General features: G+C 57.7%; 15 protein-coding genes. 11 read left to right on the forward strand and 4 right to left on the reverse strand.

Annotation, left to right across the window (positions count from 1 at the left end; translation table 11 throughout):
* Nucleotides 1–266: 266 nt before the first annotated feature.
* The gene (locus AC2FJW_RS05430) at nucleotides 267–1028 is read left to right on the forward strand and encodes an NAD kinase (RefSeq protein WP_142632779.1); all 762 of its coding nucleotides are present in this window, start codon (nucleotides 267–269) and stop codon (nucleotides 1026–1028) included.
* Between the two features lie 258 nt (nucleotides 1029–1286).
* On the opposite strand, the gene AC2FJW_RS05435 is transcribed toward AC2FJW_RS05430, so the two are convergent.
* From AC2FJW_RS05435 to AC2FJW_RS05445, 3 genes are all read right to left on the reverse strand, one after another.
* Nucleotides 1287–2729: an amidase family protein gene (locus tag AC2FJW_RS05435; RefSeq protein ID WP_496749427.1), complete on the reverse strand. Its 1443-nt coding sequence runs from the start codon at nucleotides 2727–2729 to the stop codon at nucleotides 1287–1289.
* A gap of 73 nt (nucleotides 2730–2802) precedes the next feature.
* Entirely contained in the window at nucleotides 2803–4692 is a 1890-nt protein-coding gene (gene prpE / locus AC2FJW_RS05440) for a propionate-CoA ligase PrpE (RefSeq protein ID WP_496749428.1), read from the reverse strand.
* Nucleotides 4693–4957: 265 nt separating this feature from the next.
* A complete protein-coding gene (locus tag AC2FJW_RS05445) occupies nucleotides 4958–7231 on the reverse strand; it encodes an NADP-dependent malic enzyme (RefSeq protein ID WP_496749429.1) in 2274 nt (757 codons plus the stop codon).
* Between the two features lie 186 nt (nucleotides 7232–7417).
* On the opposite strand from AC2FJW_RS05445, the gene AC2FJW_RS05450 reads away from it, so the two are divergent.
* The 7 genes from AC2FJW_RS05450 (at nucleotide 7418) to upp (ending at nucleotide 13803) form a co-directional block, all read left to right on the forward strand.
* Entirely contained in the window at nucleotides 7418–8110 is a 693-nt protein-coding gene (locus tag AC2FJW_RS05450) for a hypothetical protein (RefSeq protein WP_496692455.1), read from the forward strand.
* On the forward strand, nucleotides 8085–9176 hold the full coding sequence (locus tag AC2FJW_RS05455) for a cupin domain-containing protein (protein WP_496749430.1): 1092 nt from the start codon (nucleotides 8085–8087) through the stop codon (nucleotides 9174–9176). The genes AC2FJW_RS05450 and AC2FJW_RS05455 overlap by 26 nt, the downstream gene beginning before the upstream one ends.
* A 102-nt stretch (nucleotides 9177–9278) precedes the next feature.
* Nucleotides 9279–9671, forward strand: coding sequence for a cytidine deaminase (locus AC2FJW_RS05460; RefSeq protein ID WP_142632791.1), 393 nt, complete (start codon nucleotides 9279–9281; stop codon nucleotides 9669–9671).
* A 4-nt stretch (nucleotides 9672–9675) separates the two neighbouring features.
* Nucleotides 9676–10983: a thymidine phosphorylase gene (locus tag AC2FJW_RS05465; RefSeq protein WP_496749688.1), complete on the forward strand. Its 1308-nt coding sequence runs from the start codon at nucleotides 9676–9678 to the stop codon at nucleotides 10981–10983.
* Nucleotides 10980–12191, forward strand: a complete 1212-nt coding sequence (locus AC2FJW_RS05470; protein ID WP_496749431.1) for a phosphopentomutase — start codon at nucleotides 10980–10982, stop codon at nucleotides 12189–12191. Before AC2FJW_RS05465 ends, AC2FJW_RS05470 begins: the two co-directional genes overlap by 4 nt.
* On the forward strand, nucleotides 12188–13174 hold the full coding sequence (locus tag AC2FJW_RS05475) for an adenosine deaminase (RefSeq protein ID WP_496749432.1): 987 nt from the start codon (nucleotides 12188–12190) through the stop codon (nucleotides 13172–13174). Before AC2FJW_RS05470 ends, AC2FJW_RS05475 begins: the two co-directional genes overlap by 4 nt.
* The gene (gene upp / locus AC2FJW_RS05480) at nucleotides 13171–13803 is read left to right on the forward strand and encodes a uracil phosphoribosyltransferase (RefSeq protein WP_142632797.1); all 633 of its coding nucleotides are present in this window, start codon (nucleotides 13171–13173) and stop codon (nucleotides 13801–13803) included. The genes AC2FJW_RS05475 and upp overlap by 4 nt, the downstream gene beginning before the upstream one ends.
* A 6-nt stretch (nucleotides 13804–13809) precedes the next feature.
* Here the strand turns inward: upp and AC2FJW_RS05485 are convergent, their stop codons facing one another.
* On the reverse strand, nucleotides 13810–14823 hold the full coding sequence (locus AC2FJW_RS05485) for a hypothetical protein (protein WP_496749433.1): 1014 nt from the start codon (nucleotides 14821–14823) through the stop codon (nucleotides 13810–13812).
* Between the two features lie 152 nt (nucleotides 14824–14975).
* Between AC2FJW_RS05485 and AC2FJW_RS05490 the strand changes: the two genes are divergently transcribed.
* The 3 genes from AC2FJW_RS05490 (at nucleotide 14976) to AC2FJW_RS05500 (ending at nucleotide 17471) form a co-directional block, all read left to right on the forward strand.
* Nucleotides 14976–15911, forward strand: coding sequence for a DMT family transporter (locus AC2FJW_RS05490; RefSeq protein ID WP_496749434.1), 936 nt, complete (start codon nucleotides 14976–14978; stop codon nucleotides 15909–15911).
* Nucleotides 15908–16555: a sulfotransferase family 2 domain-containing protein gene (locus tag AC2FJW_RS05495; protein ID WP_496749435.1), complete on the forward strand. Its 648-nt coding sequence runs from the start codon at nucleotides 15908–15910 to the stop codon at nucleotides 16553–16555. The genes AC2FJW_RS05490 and AC2FJW_RS05495 overlap by 4 nt, the downstream gene beginning before the upstream one ends.
* Before the next feature lie 187 nt (nucleotides 16556–16742).
* Nucleotides 16743–17471 carry a Hint domain-containing protein gene (locus tag AC2FJW_RS05500; protein WP_496692446.1) on the forward strand — a complete coding sequence of 243 codons (729 nt, stop codon included), beginning with the start codon at nucleotides 16743–16745 and terminating at the stop codon, nucleotides 17469–17471.
* The last annotated feature ends 35 nt before the right edge of the window (nucleotides 17472–17506 follow it).

Raw genomic sequence — 17506 nt, forward strand, 5'->3', positions numbered from 1 at the left:
CGCTGACGGCCCAGCTCGGACGTGATCGAGCCGAACAGCTCTGGGTCGCGCGCTGAGAGAGACTGGGTGAAAAAACCGGTATCACGTAGATTGGCGTTCATGGGGGCTCCACAATGCTGGGATTTCTTGCGGATTTCCTATCGGAAACGGGACATCGGCAAAAGGCTTAAAGCGACGATTTGGCCAGCGGTGGCGTCAAGTCTGGTCTATAGGGGAAAGGTATGATTGTTTCGGAACCAAATGTGCAGCACTGGAAACCACAATAGATGATTCAAAGAATCGCTTTTCTTGCCAGCGACGCCAAGGTGGCTCAAACCGCACGCGACAAATTGGTCAGGCGCTATGGCAATGCGGCGCCGCGTGATGCCGGTGTAATTGTCGCGCTGGGTGGGGACGGCTTTATGCTGCACACTTTGCACAACATGCAGCACCTCGATACGCCCGTATATGGCATGAATCGTGGAACAATCGGGTTCCTGATGAACGAGTTCCACGAAGAAGACCTGATGGACCGTCTTTCCGCCGCTGAAGAAGAGGTCATCAACCCGCTGGCAATGCGCGCGATGGATCAGTCCGGCAAGATTCATGAGGCGCTAGCCATCAATGAGGTCTCTTTGCTAAGGGCAGGCCCTCAGGCGGCGCGGCTGAGGATCAGTGTGGACGGTCGCGTGCGCATGGATGAATTGGTTTGCGATGGCGCTTTGCTGTCAACGCCAGCAGGATCGACGGCTTATAACTATTCCGCGCATGGGCCAATCCTGCCGATTGGATCGGATGTTCTAGCCCTGACAGCGATTGCTGCCTTTCGTCCGCGACGCTGGCGGGGGGCGCTGCTGCCCAAAATCGCCCAGGTGCGCTTCGATGTGTTGGATGCGGATAAGCGGCCGGTCATGGCGGATGCGGATTCAAATTCATTTCCGGATATTGATTGGGTCGAAATTCGATCTGAACCGGCGATACGGCACCGTATCCTGTTCGACCCGGGCCACGGCCTGGAAGAGCGTCTGATTTCGGAGCAGTTCACCTAAATGAAAGGCCAAGTATGAATTAATCGCGCTTGTGTGAACCAGTTCACACTAATCCGATTAACATTAAGGTACTGTGAACTTGCCTGGAGAACACGCCATGGTGGAAGTGAGTGGCCATCAACGGCGGTTTCGAAATGAACGTGCAGTTTATGTGCGGGCGAGGGTAGGTGGTGCTACGCTCGTTATCGGATTTCTAGGCATATTTTAGAAAGCGGACCCCGGGTACAAAACCCCGGGGTCAATTTTTTTGGACAACGTCTATTTAGAAGGACGTCCCATTTTCTTCCACAATGGCAGGCACATTTGCCCTACCCGGTCTTCTATTGCCGCGGCGGCGTCTACGACCATATCCTCGCGCCATCTGCGGGCTGCGATCTGGATGTTGATCGGCTGCGGCCCATGCGGCAGCTCGGCCAGCCGCGCCGGAACACATGCCGCGGGCAGGCCGATGAAGTTCATCGCATAGGAATAGACCGCACAGCCCAATACTTCATGCACGCCCTCGGCGCCCTCGGTGTCTCGGTCCGGTTTGAAGAACGGCTGTGGCAGGAATGGTGACAGGACCAGAGGATAGTTTTGCATGAACAGAGACCACTCGCGCGCATAGTGGCTGCGCTTGGCCAGCATTTCGATAAGGTCTGTGCCAACTATGGGTGGGAATTCCTGAAAGTAGACCTCGAATATGTCGCGGATTGTTTTTGATCCCGCAGCCTCGATATCGGCTTTCAACAAGGTCAGAACTTCACCCATCAGGGCGCGGTACCCACCACGACCAGCTTCAAAGATATCGGGTGGTGCGACCTCTTCCACTACATAGCCTGCATCGATCAATGCATCGCATGCAGTATCCAGAGCCTTGTCGACTTCGGGATGCAAATCGTATCCAAAGGTCTGCTTGGTGAAGGCGACCTTGATCGGGCCGGTTTGGTCCTCACCCCGCCACGGCATCGGCACGTGAAACGGATCGCGCGGATCGGGCGCGATCAAGCTGGGCATGGACAGGTGCAGGTCCGCTGCGGAGCGCGTGATCAGACCCTGCACCGACATCGATTGTGCCAATATGCCCCGTTCTGCCGATTGGCTGGGATTCCACGCCGGAACACGACCCAGACCCGGTTTGACGGTGACCGCCCCATTGGCGGCGGCTGGAAATCGCAGACTGCCCCCTATATCGTTGCCATGGGCCAGCGCACCGATCCCAGCCATCACAGCCGCGCCCGCGCCACCAGAAGATCCCCCGGGCGAGATATGACGCCCCCAGGGGTTATACGTGCGGCCATGCAGTTCGTTATCTGTGTCAGCACGGAATGAAAATTCGGGCGTGTTGGTGCGACCGATGACGATGGCGCCCGCCTTTTGCAGGTTGGAAACAACCGGCGCATCATCCGGGGCGATCACGTCTTTCAGGGCGACGACCCCATTCGAGGTCGCATGTCCTTTTTGATCGACGTTGATCTTGATGGTGACCGGCACACCATGCAGGGGGCCGGGCTGCTCTCCGCCACCGACCGCCTTGTCCAGATATCGCGCACGGTCCAGCGCCTGCAGGCTCAGATCTTCAACAACCGCATTCAACGAAGGGTTGACCTGATGCATCCGCTCGATTGCGGCTTTTACGGCCTCTTCCGCGCTGAGTTTACGGTTGCGGGTCAACGCGGTCAGATCGGTGGCGCTCAGACGCCAGATGTCGGTCACTGTCATGGGGCCTCACTGTCTTGGTCAGACAGTAGAGGCCCAGTGTCAGGTTGCAAGAGGCGGCAACTGTGCCGATATTCTACTGGGCGTAGCCTATGGATTTCAGGGCTTCGGTGATTTCGTCCAGAATCACCGGATCGTCGATAGTGGCGGGCATCTTGTATTCCTTGCCATCCGCAATCGAGACCATGGTCCCGCGCAATATTTTGCCCGACCGCGTTTTGGGCAGCCGGTCCACAACCACGGCCAGTTTGAAAGCAGCGACCGGTCCGATCTTTTCGCGCACCAGCTTGACGACATCCTGAACGACGTCACCGTGGTCACGATCACAGCCCGCGTTCAGACACAGGAAACCAACCGGCATCTGGCCTTTCAACTGGTCCGACACGCCGATCACGGCGCATTCGGCAACGTCAGGGTGCGCGGCCAGAACCTCTTCCATTCCGCCGGTGGACAGGCGGTGGCCGGCGACGTTGATCACGTCATCGGTGCGCGCCATGATGTAGAGGTACCCGTCCTCATCAACCATGCCCGCATCACCGGTTTCATAATATCCGGGAAAGTGATTCAGGTACGAGCTTTTGAACCGGTCTTCGGCGTTCCACAGCGTTGGCAGAGTGCCGGGGGGCAGGGGCAGCTTTACCGCAATCGCGCCCAGCTCTCCGGGTCTCATCGGGTGGCCGCCTTCGTCCAGAATCTGCACGTCGTAGCCGGGCATCGGCTTGGCAGGTGAGCCCAGCTTGGTTGGCAGCTCTTCAATCCCCAGCGGATTGCCCGCGATGGTCCAACCGGTTTCGGTTTGCCACCAATGGTCGATGACCGGAACGTTCAGCGCGTCTTTGGCCCATTCGATCGTGTCGGGATCTGCCCGCTCTCCGGCCAGAAACAGGGCTCGCAGGCAGGAGAGGTCGTATTCAGGGATTAATTCCCCCTTGGGATCTTCACGTTTGACCGCGCGGATTGCGGTGGGAGCAGTGAAGAAACTGCGAACATTATGCTCGGATATCACCCGCCAGAAGGTGCCCGCGTCCGGGGTTCCAACCGGCTTGCCCTCGAACACTATCGTGGTGTTGCCGTGGATCAGCGGCGCGTAGCAGATATATGAGTGGCCAACGACCCAGCCGACATCAGAAGCCGCCCAGAACACGTCGCCGGGATCCACGTTATAGATGTTCTTCATCGTCCAGTTCAGGGCGACCAGATGGCCGGCCGTCGGCCGTACGACCCCTTTGGGCGCTCCGGTCGTGCCCGATGTATACAGGATATAAGCTGGATCATTGCCATCGACAGGAACACATTCCGCAGGCTCAACACCGTACTGGAACCCGTGCCAGTTGAAATCACGCCCCTCGATCAAATGCGCAACCTCTTGTTCGCGCTGGAATATCACGCAGAAATCGGGCTTGTGGCTGGCAAGTTCGATGGCACCGTCAAGCAGCGGTTTATAATGCACCACACGGCCCGGCTCCATCCCGCAAGAAGCGGCGATGATTGCTTTTGGTTTGGCGTCATCAATACGGACCGCCAATTCGTTGCTTGCAAAGCCACCAAACACAACCGAGTGCACCGCACCCAGCCGGGCACAGGCCAACATCGCCTCAAGCGCTTCGGGGATCATCGGCATATAGATGATAACCCTGTCGCCCTTTTCGACACCTTTTGCCCGCAATGCCCCGGCCAAAGTAGCGACCCGATTGCGCAGTTCGACATATGAGATCTCGCGCTTGGTGTGGGTGATTGGGCTGTCATAGATGATGGCCGTCTGTTCACCGCGACCATTCTCGACATGGCGATCAACTGCATTCCAGCAGGTGTTGACCCTGGCATCACAGAACCATTCATAAAGAGGAGCATTGTCGTCAAACAAAGCCTTGCTGGGTGGCCGAACCCAATCAATTCCTTTTGCAGCTTCCATCCAGAATGCCTCTGGATCGGATTTCCAGCTCTGGTAAACGTCCTGATATGCCACTTTGGTCTCCTCCGAAAAATCCCTGCACCGTGTCTAGGGCGGGGTATAGGGGGCAGACAAGCGGTCGAAGTGACGGGGCGTCACTTTATCGCAAAATATTTGCAGATGTATAAGAATTTCCCTGCAAATTTTTGCAAATCTGTCGGCAATTTATGGATTTTGCGCGCCGAATTCACAGTTTTGCAAAACTGCAAATGTATTGGTGCAAATATGAAGGAATCACTCCGGGCACCTGTTTCGGTGCCCGGAGGGGATCCGTGACCTTTTACCCGTAATGAGCGACAGGCGTTCCTGCGATCGCCGCCATGTTCAGTAACCCGCGTGCGGTGATCGAGGGGGTCACGATATGTGCCTTGTTGCCCATACCCATCAGGATCGGGCCAACTTCCAGCGCGTTGGCCTTCATCTTCAGGATGTTGCGCACACCGCTGGCGGCATCTGCGTGGGCAAATATCAGGACGTTGGCGACACCTTCTAGACGTGAATGCGGGAAAATGCGCGACCGCAGTTCCGGGTCAAGCGCTACGTCCAGATTCATCTCACCCTCATATGTGAAATCGCGTGGCTCCGAGTCCAGAATCTCCAAAGCGGCCCGCAGGCGCTTGCCCGAGCCTTCGGCCTGATTGCCGAATTGAGATTGCGAACAGAACGCGATTTTTGGCTCCAACCCGAAACGCCGGACATGACGGGCCGCGCCCAGGGTGGTTTCGGCAAGCTCTGCAGGCGTTGGTAATTGCCGCACATGTGTATCGGCAATGAACAAGGGGCCGTCCTCAAGAACCATCAGAGACAAAGCGCCATGCGCGCGCAGGTCGCCATTGGCCAACACCTGTTCGACATAGCTTAGGTGCCAGCGGTATTCGCCAAAGGTTCCGCAGATCAGGCTGTCGGCCTCGCCACGTTGGACCATGATCGCCCCAATGGCTGTGCTGTTTGTGCGCATAATGGCCTTGGCCAGATCAGGGGTGACACCGCGGCGCTGCATGATCTGGTGATATGAGGTCCAGTAATCATAGTAGCGACTGTCATGTTCCGGGTTCACGATCTGAAAATCCTCGCCGGGACGCACTGTCAGGCCCAGGCGCTCGCATCGCGCTTCGATGACTTCGGGACGTCCGATCAGGATCGGTGTTTCCGTGGTTTCTTCCAGAATGGCCTGAGCGGCGCGCAGCACACGTTCGTCCTCGCCCTCGGCAAATACTATTCGGCGCGACGCAGCTGCTGCGGCCTCGAAAACCGGGCGCATGATCAGGGCGGATTTGAAAACCGTCTGGTTCAGGCGCTCTTTATAGGCCTCCATATCTGGAATCGGACGCCTGGCAACGCCACTGTCCATAGCCGCCCGGGCCACTGACGAGGACACAACAGCGACGAGGCGCGGGTCAAAAGGTTTTGGGATCAGATAGTCAGGTCCGAATGTCAGTTGCTCGCCCTTATAGGCGGCGGCGGCTTCTGCACTGGTCGTTGCCCGGGCCATATCAGCGATACCATCTACGCAGGCGATCTGCATAGCGTCGTTAATTTCGGTCGCACCAACATCCAGGGCGCCCCGGAAGATGAAAGGAAAGCACAGAACGTTGTTCACCTGATTGGGAAAATCACTGCGACCCGTTGCGATTATCGCATCGGGGGCCACTTCGCGAGCTGCGTCCGGCAGAATCTCGGGCGTCGGGTTGGCCAGCGCGAAGATGATTGGTCTGTTGGCCATTTTCGCGACCATTTCGGGTTTCAGGACATTCGGTCCGCTAAGCCCCAGAAACAGATCGGCATTCCCGATCACGTCATCCAGCGTGCGCAGATCAGTCTTTTGCGCGAATTGGCTCTTGTGCGGGTTCATGTCCTCGGCTCGCCCTTCATAGACAAGCCCGTGAATGTCACACAGCCAGATGTTTTCGCGTTTCACACCCAGCTTCACCAGCATATTCAGGCAGGCGATCCCAGCCGCGCCTCCGCCGGTCGAGACGATTTTGATATCTTCGAACTTTTTCCCGGCAACGTACAGCGCGTTCTTGGCAGCGGCGCCCACGACGATTGCGGTGCCGTGCTGGTCATCGTGAAAAACGGGGATGTTCATCCGCTCGCGGCACAGTTTTTCGACAATAAAACAATCGGGTGCCTTGATGTCTTCAAGGTTGATCGCACCGAACGTGGGTTCCAGCGCGCAAACGATATCGGCCAGCTTTTCGGGGTCGGATTGGTCAACCTCGATGTCGAAACAGTCGATCCCTGCGAATTTCTTGAACAGAACCGCTTTGCCTTCCATCACCGGCTTGGAAGCCAGAGCGCCTATATTGCCCAGGCCCAGCACTGCTGTTCCGTTCGAGACCACGCCAACAAGATTGCCCCGCGCAGTGTAAAGCTCGGCGTTGGATGGGTCGGCCTTGATTTCCAGGCTGGCCTCGGCGACGCCAGGCGAGTATGCGCGCGCCAGATCCCGACCGTTGGCCATGGGTTTCGTAGCCCTGATTTCGAGCTTTCCAGGCTTTGGGTGAGCGTGATAATCAAGCGCGGCCTGTCGCAGGTTGGGAGTGTCAGACATAGGCAATTCATCTCCGTTCCGAATTTGGTTGAAGGGTTAAACTATTTCTGGCGCCTTGGCTACGTGACGTCACTTCATAAATGGATTTTTGCCAAACACGGCCGTAGGTTGAATTTTGTTCCAATATGGTTACGGTCTCGCATCTTCATATTCGGCACCGCTTCCACAGGAGATCGAAGGCCCAAGATGACCCCGGAAAAACAATCTCAGTCGATACCCGTCACAACCGATACCAAGCGGTCCTTTGGGCTGGACCAGCCGCTGTTTCGTGCAGCGATTGGTGTTGCGTTGCTGATCTTGGTGGTCCTCTGTATCTGGCCGGTGCAGGCGATGTCCCTCAGCCATGAGGGCGGCCCGTTCGAATCCATTTCGGCCGCGGCACTTGTTCTGGCCGGGGGCATTGCGCTTTTCCGGTATCGCGGGATTTCCCGTCTCTATATCGGTCTCGTCTGTTTGCTGCTGGCAGAGCGCGAACTTGCTGCGGATATCTATGCCGTAGATAGCCTGCCATATGGGATTCTGAATGGGCTGGACACGCTGCTTGATATGAACGCGGTTCGCGTCATCCTGGCTGTTTTGGTTCTGGGAGGCTTGCTCTGGCACGGGGTGCCAAACGGGTGGCGTGCGTTCAAGCAACGGGTCCCGTTTCTAATGGTGTTCTTTCTGGCCGGTATGTGTGCGGTGGTTGCGCAGGGGTTGGAAGAAGTCAGTGGTGCACTGAAAGACGACCTGTCGGACCAGATGATCATGCGTTTGTTTGTGTTGGAAGAAACGCTTGAGATGTTCTTTTCGATTGGCATTTTGGCTTCTGTTCTGATCGGATGGCCCAAAGCCACGACCGAAGAGAACTTGAATGACCAGCAATCAGACCAAAGCTGAGATTCGTCTGCCGACGCAGGAATTACGTGACGACATCCCGTTTTTTACCAAGGTACTGGGGATGCGGATGGATATGATCTATCCTGCTGATGACCCTCGGGTCGCCGTGTTCTCCGGGCATGGATTGCGATTGCGGATCGAACAGGATGCACCCGAGGCGCCCGGAATGTTGCGCATTCTGACCGAAAATCCGGATGAGTTTGCGGCTGGCCAGCGCAGTTTGGTCGCGCCGAACGGGACGCGTGTCGAAATTGATGAACTGAACCCGCCGATGGTGATGCCGGATACCGTGCATTCCTTTGTCGTGCGCAGACTCAAGGATCAGGCCCCGTGGGTCATCGGGCGCGCCGGAATGCATTATCGCGATCTGGTACCCGATCGCTTGGGCGGGTCGATCATTGCCAGCCATATCCGCATTCCCGATGGCGGTCCGGTTCCGGACATGGTGCATTTCCACAAGGTCGGGTTTCAGTTGATTTTCTGCATCCATGGCTGGGTCGATGTGGTTTACGAGGATCAGGGCGACAAGATGCGCCTGACCGCCGGTGATTGCTTTATCCAGCCGCCCGAAATCCGTCATCGTGTGTTGGAAGCATCGGACAATGTGCAGGTGATCGAAATTGGTGTTCCTGCCGAACATGTCACCGAAATCGACCACGAAATGCAGTTGCCGACCCCGCAATACCGCCCGGATCGCGAATGGCAGGGCCAGCGCTTTGTCTACAACCGGGCCGAGGGGGCAGAATGGGGGCCGTTCCGTTTGCCGGGCTACATCTGTCGCGACACCACGATTGCCCAGAACACGATGGGTGTCGCAGGCGTTCAGGTGGTGCGTCGGGGGCAGGGTGACACCGCCTGGGCTACACATGATACCGATATTCATTTCACCTTCGTTATGAACGGTGAGTTGACGCTCGAAGACGAGGGGCGCGACCCGTATCGGCTGGAACAAGGTGATGCCTTTGTCATTCCACCGGGCATGCGGACACGCCTGTCTGATCCGACCGATGATGTTGAACTGCTTGAGGTCACGCTGCCTGGCGTGTTCAATACGGTTCTGGATTAAGCATTTTGGCTCAGGAATTCTGCGCTCGGGGCTTCAATTCCCCGGGGGCTTTCATTTAGGGTATGACTTTCTGACCAGATGATCAAAAAATGGGGAATCGCCATGAGCTTGAAAGACGCAGCCTTGTCCGTGCGGGAAAACGCCTATGCGCCTTATTCCAATTTCAAGGTCGGCGCGGCGATCCGGTCCCTGTCGGGGCAGATCTACTCCGGTTGCAATGTGGAAAACGTGGCCTATCCCGAAGGCACTTGCGCCGAGGCCGGAGCCATTGCCGCCATGGTCGCTGCTGGCGAGCAGGAACTGACCGAGGTTTACGTGGTCGCGTCGTCTCCTCAGCCAGTACCGCCGTGCGGGGGGTGCCGCCAGAAACTGGCCGAGTTCGGCAAGCGTGACGTCAAGGTGGTATTGGCCAGCTTGGACGGGGCGGAGTTGAAAACCACTATCGGGGATCTGCTGCCAGGCGCATTTGACGCCTCGCATATGGAGGATGTCTGACCCCATGGACGCCCGCTCGATCATCGCAAAGTTGCGCCGCAAGGATATACCCTCCGCCGAGGAACTGCACTGGTTTGCCCAGAGGCTTGCCGATGGTGGGGTCAGTGACGCGCAGGCAGGGGCCTTTGCGATGGCGGTTTGCATGGGTGGGTTGGGTGCGCAGGGCCGTGCCGATCTGACCATTGCGATGCGCGACAGCGGCGATGTCCTGAACTGGGATGTGGAAGGTCCGGTAATCGACAAACACTCGACCGGGGGTGTGGGCGACAGCGTCAGCCTGGTACTGGCCCCCGCACTGGCCGAGCTTGGGGCCTATGTGCCAATGATTTCTGGCCGGGGACTGGGACATACGGGCGGCACGCTGGACAAGCTCGAATCCATCCCCGGTGTGACCACCCAGATCAGCCAGGACCGGCTGGTGCAGGTGCTGAACGAAACGGGAGCAGCCATCGTCGGGGCCACCGGGCAAATAGCGCCGGCGGACAAACGGCTTTACGCCATTCGGGATGTCACGGCGACAGTTGAAAGCCTCGACCTGATCACCGCGTCGATCCTGTCGAAAAAGCTTGCGGCCAGCCCGGATGCGCTGGTGCTGGACGTTAAGGTTGGCAGTGGGGCCTTTATGAAAACCCTTGATGACGGGCGCAATCTGGCACGGGCGCTGACGGAAACCGCCAACGCTGCAGGGTGTCGGACCTCGGCAGTCATAACCGATATGAACCAGCCGCTTGCCTCTGCGCTGGGCAATGCACTTGAGGTGGATGAGGTCATGAAGGTATTGACCCAAGCGCCTGACGCGCCGTTGGCTGTGATCTCTGCCGAACTGGGTGGGGTTCTGTTGGCTGACGCCGGTATGTTTGCCACTTCGGAAGAAGGCCGGGACAAAATCGCCAAGGTCATCCGCGATGGCCGTGCCGCAGAACGGTTTGGCCGCATGATGGCCGCAGTTGGGGCACCCATTCACTTTGTCGACGATTGGTCGCGCTATTTGCCCGAAGCCAGCGTGATCCTCGAAGTGTCCGCTCCCGCTGCGGGCTATGTAACCACGATAGACGGAGAGGCTCTGGGCCTTGCGGTTGTCGAATTGGGTGGCGGACGTCAGGTTGAAAGCGATGTGATCGACCCTGCGGTCGGGCTGTCAGATCTGGTGCGACTGGGCGACCGGGTCGAAAAAGGCGTTCCATTGGCTGTCGTCCATGCCGCCCGCGAGGATGCCGCGCGACGTGCGGCTGATGCTGTTCAAAAGGCGATCACGCTTGGAACGGGTAAACCAGTGGTGCCATCCCTTGTCCACGAGAGGATCACGCCATGAGCCGCGCCTTCCTTGTGGTGATGGATTCTGTGGGTATCGGCGGCGCGCCCGATGCTGATCAGTTCTTTAATGGCGACATGCCGGATACTGGGGCAAACACTCTGGCCCATATCGCGCAGGCTTGTGCACAAGGCCAGGCGGAAGAGGGGCGATCCGGGCCTTTGCATCTACCGCATTTGGATGCGCTGGGGTTGGGTGCTGCGGCACGGCTGGCCTCGGGTGCGGAAACGCCGGGTTTGCTGGCCCAGCCGACAGGTCTGTGGGGCTGCGCCTGTGAGGATTCACCGGGCAAGGACACGCCATCGGGGCATTGGGAGCTAGCAGGGCTGCCTGTGCCGTGGGACTGGCATTACTTTCCCAATACAACACCATCATTTCCGGCTGATCTGAGCAAGGCCGCAGCCAAGGCCGCCGGAACCGAAGGGATTTTAGGGGATTGCCACGCCTCGGGCACCACGATCATCGCCGAATTGGGGGCCGAGCATATGCGAACCGGTTGGCCGATCTGCTATACCTCGGCCGACAGTGTCTTTCAGATCGCCGCTCATGAAGAAAGTTTCGGCCTAGACCGTCTGCTTGACCTCTGCCGCGCGCTGGCCCCACGTTTGCACCAGATGAAAGTGGGGCGTGTGATCGCACGGCCCTTTGTCGGCTCGCCCGAACAGGGGTTCACCCGCACGACCAACCGCAAGGATTTTGCCATCGTGCCGCCCGCTCCGGTGCTGACGAATTGGTGTCAGGATGTGGGCCGCCGTGTTCATGCAGTGGGCAAGATCGGCGATATCTTTTCCATGCAGGGGATCGACACACTGCGCAAAGGGTCGGATGTTGACTTGATGGGTCATCTGTCCGATCTGGTCGATGAGGCCGAAGAGGGCAGCCTGACATTCGCTAATTTTGTCGAGTTCGACAGTCTCTATGGCCATCGGCGCGACATCAGCGGCTATGCCCGCGCGCTGGAATGGTTTGACCAAGAGATAGGTGCAATTCTGACCCGGTTGCGCCCCGATGACCTGATGTTGTTGACCGCTGATCACGGCAACGACCCAAGCTGGATCGGCACCGACCACACGCGTGAGCAAGTACCTGTCCTGATTGCAGGGCTGGGGGCGGGGCAGATCGGTCAGGTCAAATTCGCCGACATTGCCGCCAGTATCGCACATCACCTGAATATCCCGGCACAAGGGCCGGGGCGGAGCTTTCTATGACTGTCGCTGACCTACCCAAGATCGAACTGCACTTGCATCACGAAGGTGCCGCGCCGCCTGCCTTCATCCGTCAGCTGGCGCATGAAAAGCGCATCGACCTCAGCGGGATTTTCAAACCTGATGGGTCATATGATTTCCGGGATTTCGCCCATTTCCTCAGCGTATATGAGGCCGCCTGTGAAGTGCTGAAATCGCCCGAGGATTTCCGCCGTCTGACGTTGGCTATTCTTGAAGAAAGCGCGGCGAACGGGGTGGTGTATTCGGAAAGCTTTCTGAGCCCCGATTTCTGTGGCGGTGGCGATTTGGTGGCCTGGCGCGACTATCTAAGTGCCATTCAGGATGCCGCTGATGAAGCCGAGCGGAAATACGATATCACTCTGCGCGGCGTGGTGACCTGTGTCCGGCATTTCGGACCCGATCAGGCCAAGCTCAGTGCATATTGTGCCGCTGAAACAGCGGGCGACTGGATTACTGGGTTCGGTATGGGGGGCAATGAATCCATGGGGGTTCAGGGCGACTATAAGTGGGCGTTTGACTGCGCGCGCGAGGCTGGACTACGCCTGACCACCCATGCCGGAGAGTTCGGCGGGCCGGATAGTGTCCGCGATGCGATCCGTGATCTGGGAGTTGAACGCATCGGCCATGGCGTGCGTGCGATCGAAGATCCCGACCTTGTGCATGAGATCGTTGATCGTGGTGTGACGCTCGAGGTTTGCCCGGGCTCGAACGTGGTTCTGGGCCTGTTTCCCGACTTTGCCAGCCATCCGATTTCCAAGTTGCGCGAGGCAGGTGTCCAGGTCACCGTGTCCACCGACGATCCGCCGTTTTTCCATACCACAATGCGGCGTGAATATGAGATGTTGGCCAAGGCCTTTGGATGGGAGGTCGAGGATTTTGCCGCTGTGAACGAAACTGCCCTGAATGCGGCTTTTTGCGATGAAGCGACCCGTGCGCGGGTCAAGAAAAGACTGGAGATATCATGAGCGAACACCTGACCGTCGTCGACCACCCGTTGGTGCAGCACAAATTGACGCTCATGCGGGACAAGGGCACTTCGACCGCCGAATTCCGTCAGTTGCTGCGTGAGATCACCTTGCTTCTGGCCTATGAGATCACGCGCGAAATGCCATTGACCACCCGGCACATTGAAACCCCGATGGAAGAGATGGACGCCCCCATCCTGGCAGGTAAGAAACTGGCGCTGGTTTCTATCCTGCGCGCCGGTAACGGAATGCTGGACGGCGTTTTGGAACTGATCCCCTCGGCCCGCGTCGGCTTCGTTGGCCTGTACCGCGATGAAGAGACTTTGAAGCCCGTCCAATATTACTTCAAAGCGCCCGAGGGGCTGAAGGACCGTCTGGTCATAGCCGTCGACCCGATGCTGGCAACCGGCAACAGCTCGGCCGCTGCGATTGATTTGCTGAAAGAGGCTGGCGCGACGGATATCCGTTTCCTCTGCCTGTTGGCCGCCCCCGAAGGTGTTGCCCGCATGAAAGAGGCGCACCCGGATGTTCACATCGTCACCGCCGCACTGGACCGTGAGCTGAACTCAAAAGGCTATATCATGCCAGGTTTGGGCGATGCGGGTGACCGGATGTTCGGGACCAAGTAAGCGGGCTTATCCGCCGCAGATATTCTGCAGCCGGACCCATTCGCGATCTGGCAGTATCTGTTGCAGGGGCCGGCCCGCCATCGGGTCGGCCTCGATCAGGCCCAGCACGGTTTCACCTGTGACGTCCGTCGCATAGGCAAAGGGGACCGAGGGCAAAGCTGCCTCGGCAAAAATTTCCAGCAGGTTCTCGTCTGGTACAGCCGGACGGGGTTCTGATAGAACTTCTTCGGTATAACTGTCGACAATCTGAGGTGTCAGCTCACCGGTTGTCAGCAGGCGGAACGCAGATCTGATGCCGGTCCGGTCCAGCAGATCATCCAGTGGGTCCTGTGCCTGCACACGTGCACGTTCCGCAATGATGTACCCGGCCACGACCGAGGGGTCTTCGTGATCTTCGACCAGAGATCGGTTCAACAGGACAATTCCACCCGGCAGGGTCAGGCTGGTCTGTACTCCGGCGGGTAGGATAACGATTGCGCGCACGCCCGTTCTTGCCGCCAGATGATCCAGTGCTTCCTGAGTGCCCTCGGACACGCAGGCGCGGCCTGACACTCTTTCGATGCGCCTCAGGATTGTGTCACCGATGTCGATACGTTTGATTTCGGGAACGACGGATACGACATGGTTTTGTAACGCTGACGGTAACCACAACAGCATGAGCGCGGCCACAGCAGCCACAACCCCGGCCACGCTGAACCACCGCAAACGCCCGGGGTGGGGGCGTGACCAGTCGATGGCACGCTGCAGACGGTCAATGGCTTCGATCATCGTGGTTTCGGATTGGGCCAGTTCCAACGTCTCTTGCGGGTCGCCATCCGGGTGGTAAATCGCAGGGAAAACACCGGGGTTCTGGCGCTCTAACGCAGCCAGCGACCAATGCGTCAGTGCCCGGTCGTTGAAATCTGATATCGTCAGAGTCGCTTCGCCAATCGACACAACAACCTCGCGCCGCTGAACATCGGGCGAGGGGCGCCACAGACCGGTGGCTTCGATCCGCTGGAACTGTTTCAGTGCCGTCATCGGGGTGATGTCTGCTCGTTCTTAATTGGAGCCAGCTTAACACGCTAAATTCAACCGGCGCAAACCTGTTGCGCGATGTTCAGGAAATGTGCTGGATACCTAGACGAGCGGAATATTCTGTTACCGCTCTCCATCATGCCGCGGGGAAAATGATGCAGGCGGACACCCAGACTTCACCGGTTTTGGCCTCGGTGCTGATGGTCAGTGCTATGGCAATCATCGGCGTAATTGATAATGTGGTCATCTTGGTGGCCGAAACGATCGGACTGTGGCAGTTCCATTTCAGCCGGGCTCTGCTCATGCTACCGCTGATAATGGGCCTGTCACTGCTTGGGCTGGGCCGCTTGCGCCCGATTAGGCTTGGCCCCGTGATCCTGCGTAGTGTTCTCATCACATTGGCCATGTTGTTCTATTTTGCCTCGCTTGCGCTGATGCCGATTGCTCAGGCGTTGGCGGGTTTGTTCACGTCGCCGATCTTTGTGCTGTTGATTACAACCGTCGCCATGAAGCAACGGATAGGCCCATGGCGTATTCTGGCCGTTGCAGTAGGGTTTGCCGGGATTTTGTGCGTGTTGCAGCCGAATCCCGGCGAGTTTGATGCAAAAACGCTGTTGCCGGTCGCCGGAGGGCTGTTCTACGCGTTCAGTTCAGTCATCACCCGAAGCCACTGCGCGCAGGAAAGCACAACGGCATTGCTGGCGGCTATGGTGACAACCTTGGGAGTGGCCGGAGCGGTAGGGCTGATCGTGTTATCCTTGTTTCCGGGGGTTCCGGACGCTGGGCCGGAGGGCTTCGTCACCCGTGGCTGGGTCTGGCAAATGGGACCGGCAATTCCTTGGATTATAGTTCAGGCAATAGGGTCGACGATTGCGGTATTCATGCTGATCAAATCCTATCAGATCGGTGAGACCTCTTATGTGGCGGTGTTTGAATATTCGGTGATGATATTTGGACCCTTGTTCGCCTGGAGGGTCTTTGGGCAGAATATCGGTGTTCTGCAGATCCTCGGCATATGCCTGATCGCAACGGCCGGAGTTCTGCTGGCCTGGCGGTCCACGCGTCCCGCCGCTACAGAGGCCGCATCGTGATCATTTCGCGCGGTCGCTCTTATATCTTCGTCCACATTCCCAAAACTGGAGGGACATCTTTGTCGCTGGCTTTGGAACAGCGCGCGATGAAGGATGATATTTTGCTGGGAGATACGCCCAAGGCAAAGAAACGCAATAGGCGGATCAAACAGCTATCGGCGCGTGGCCGCCTTTGGAAACATTCAACCCTCGCCGATATCGAAGGTGTTCTTTCACCGGATGACTTTTCGGGGATGACAGTCTTTACTCTGGTCCGAAATCCTTGGGATCGGCTTGTCAGCTATTATCACTGGCTCAAGGTGCAAGGCTTTGATCATCCCGCAATCGCGCTGGCCCGCGCCCATTCGTTTGAAGGATTTGTCTGCCATCCCGCGACGCAACAGTCGCTCCGTCAGCATCCGGCGCGGCACTACGTGACGCGAGCCGATGGTATCGAGCAGTGCCAGTATTTCATCAGACTCGAAGCGTTTGATCAGGACGCAGAGCCTCTGTTTGACCATTTGGGGTTTCGGATCACGCTGCCGCATTTGAACCGATCAGAGCGGTCACAAGACTACCGCAGCTATTATTCAGCCGCATCACAGGAGGCCATCGCCGAGGCTTGCGCTGAAGATATAGACAGATTCGGATACTCTTTTGATTAGATGACAGAAATATCGTTTCCCTGCGGGACTTAATACCGGGCGATTACAGATCGTTGTTCCGTTTTTAGCGTTATCCAACGGGGTTTGGGACCCAAATCAGGCTCAAATGTGTCAAAATTTGGACGCTTGATCGGTTTGGATGCTAATGAATATCTATTGTTTTTGGTGCCAGCAGGGGGGGAGGCACGTGTTTGAAGTAGTGAGTGACATGGGTATTTCAGATGTTCCGGAAAGCCGGACACAATTCGAAACCAGAGTAGAACTGAACGCGCGCCGTGGCGGCTTGATCCACGGGACCAGGGTTGCAACTGTCGACGGCTGGACGCCGATTGAAGACATTCAGCCTGGTGATCTGATCCGGACAGTCGAGAACGGCTTTAAGGTAGTAAGGCGCATTTCTGTCGATACGATTTCGGTTCCTACTGAAGAAAGTCGGATCGAGTATTTGCCAGTCCGCGTACCCCCAAGTGCCGTCGACAGCCCAGGTACGATTTGGATCATGCCTGAACAGGGTATAGCATTGGAGCATGGCACCGCAGATCTGACTGTTGTGGCAGCACGAAAGTTGAGCGGTTTGTTCCGCATCAAGTCGGACGTCCCGGCATCATCATTCGATGTCAGCGCACTGTTCTTTGACGAGGATGAAGTGGTCTATATGGAAGGCGGCATGCGCGCCTTCTGCCCGTCAGGGCGTTTCGGCGGCCACAGCGGCACAAGTGCGGGCTATCAAATTGCCGAAAGCGAAACAGCGGCGGATTTGGTCGAAGAAATACGAACCGAGGGCCGCGTGGCAGCCCTTGCCAACCCGTTGGGTGCGCTGCCTGCACCCATCTCGCTGGAACAAGTTGTCCCTTTGAGACCCAGCAGGGGTGCGCGTCGCCCGGGTCGTCCGGGCCGACCTCTCCCAGTGATCTGAACGGCAGACCAACCAAACACGACAAGCAGGGTGCT

Source organism: Ruegeria sp. CDSA020 (assembly GCF_059612345.1).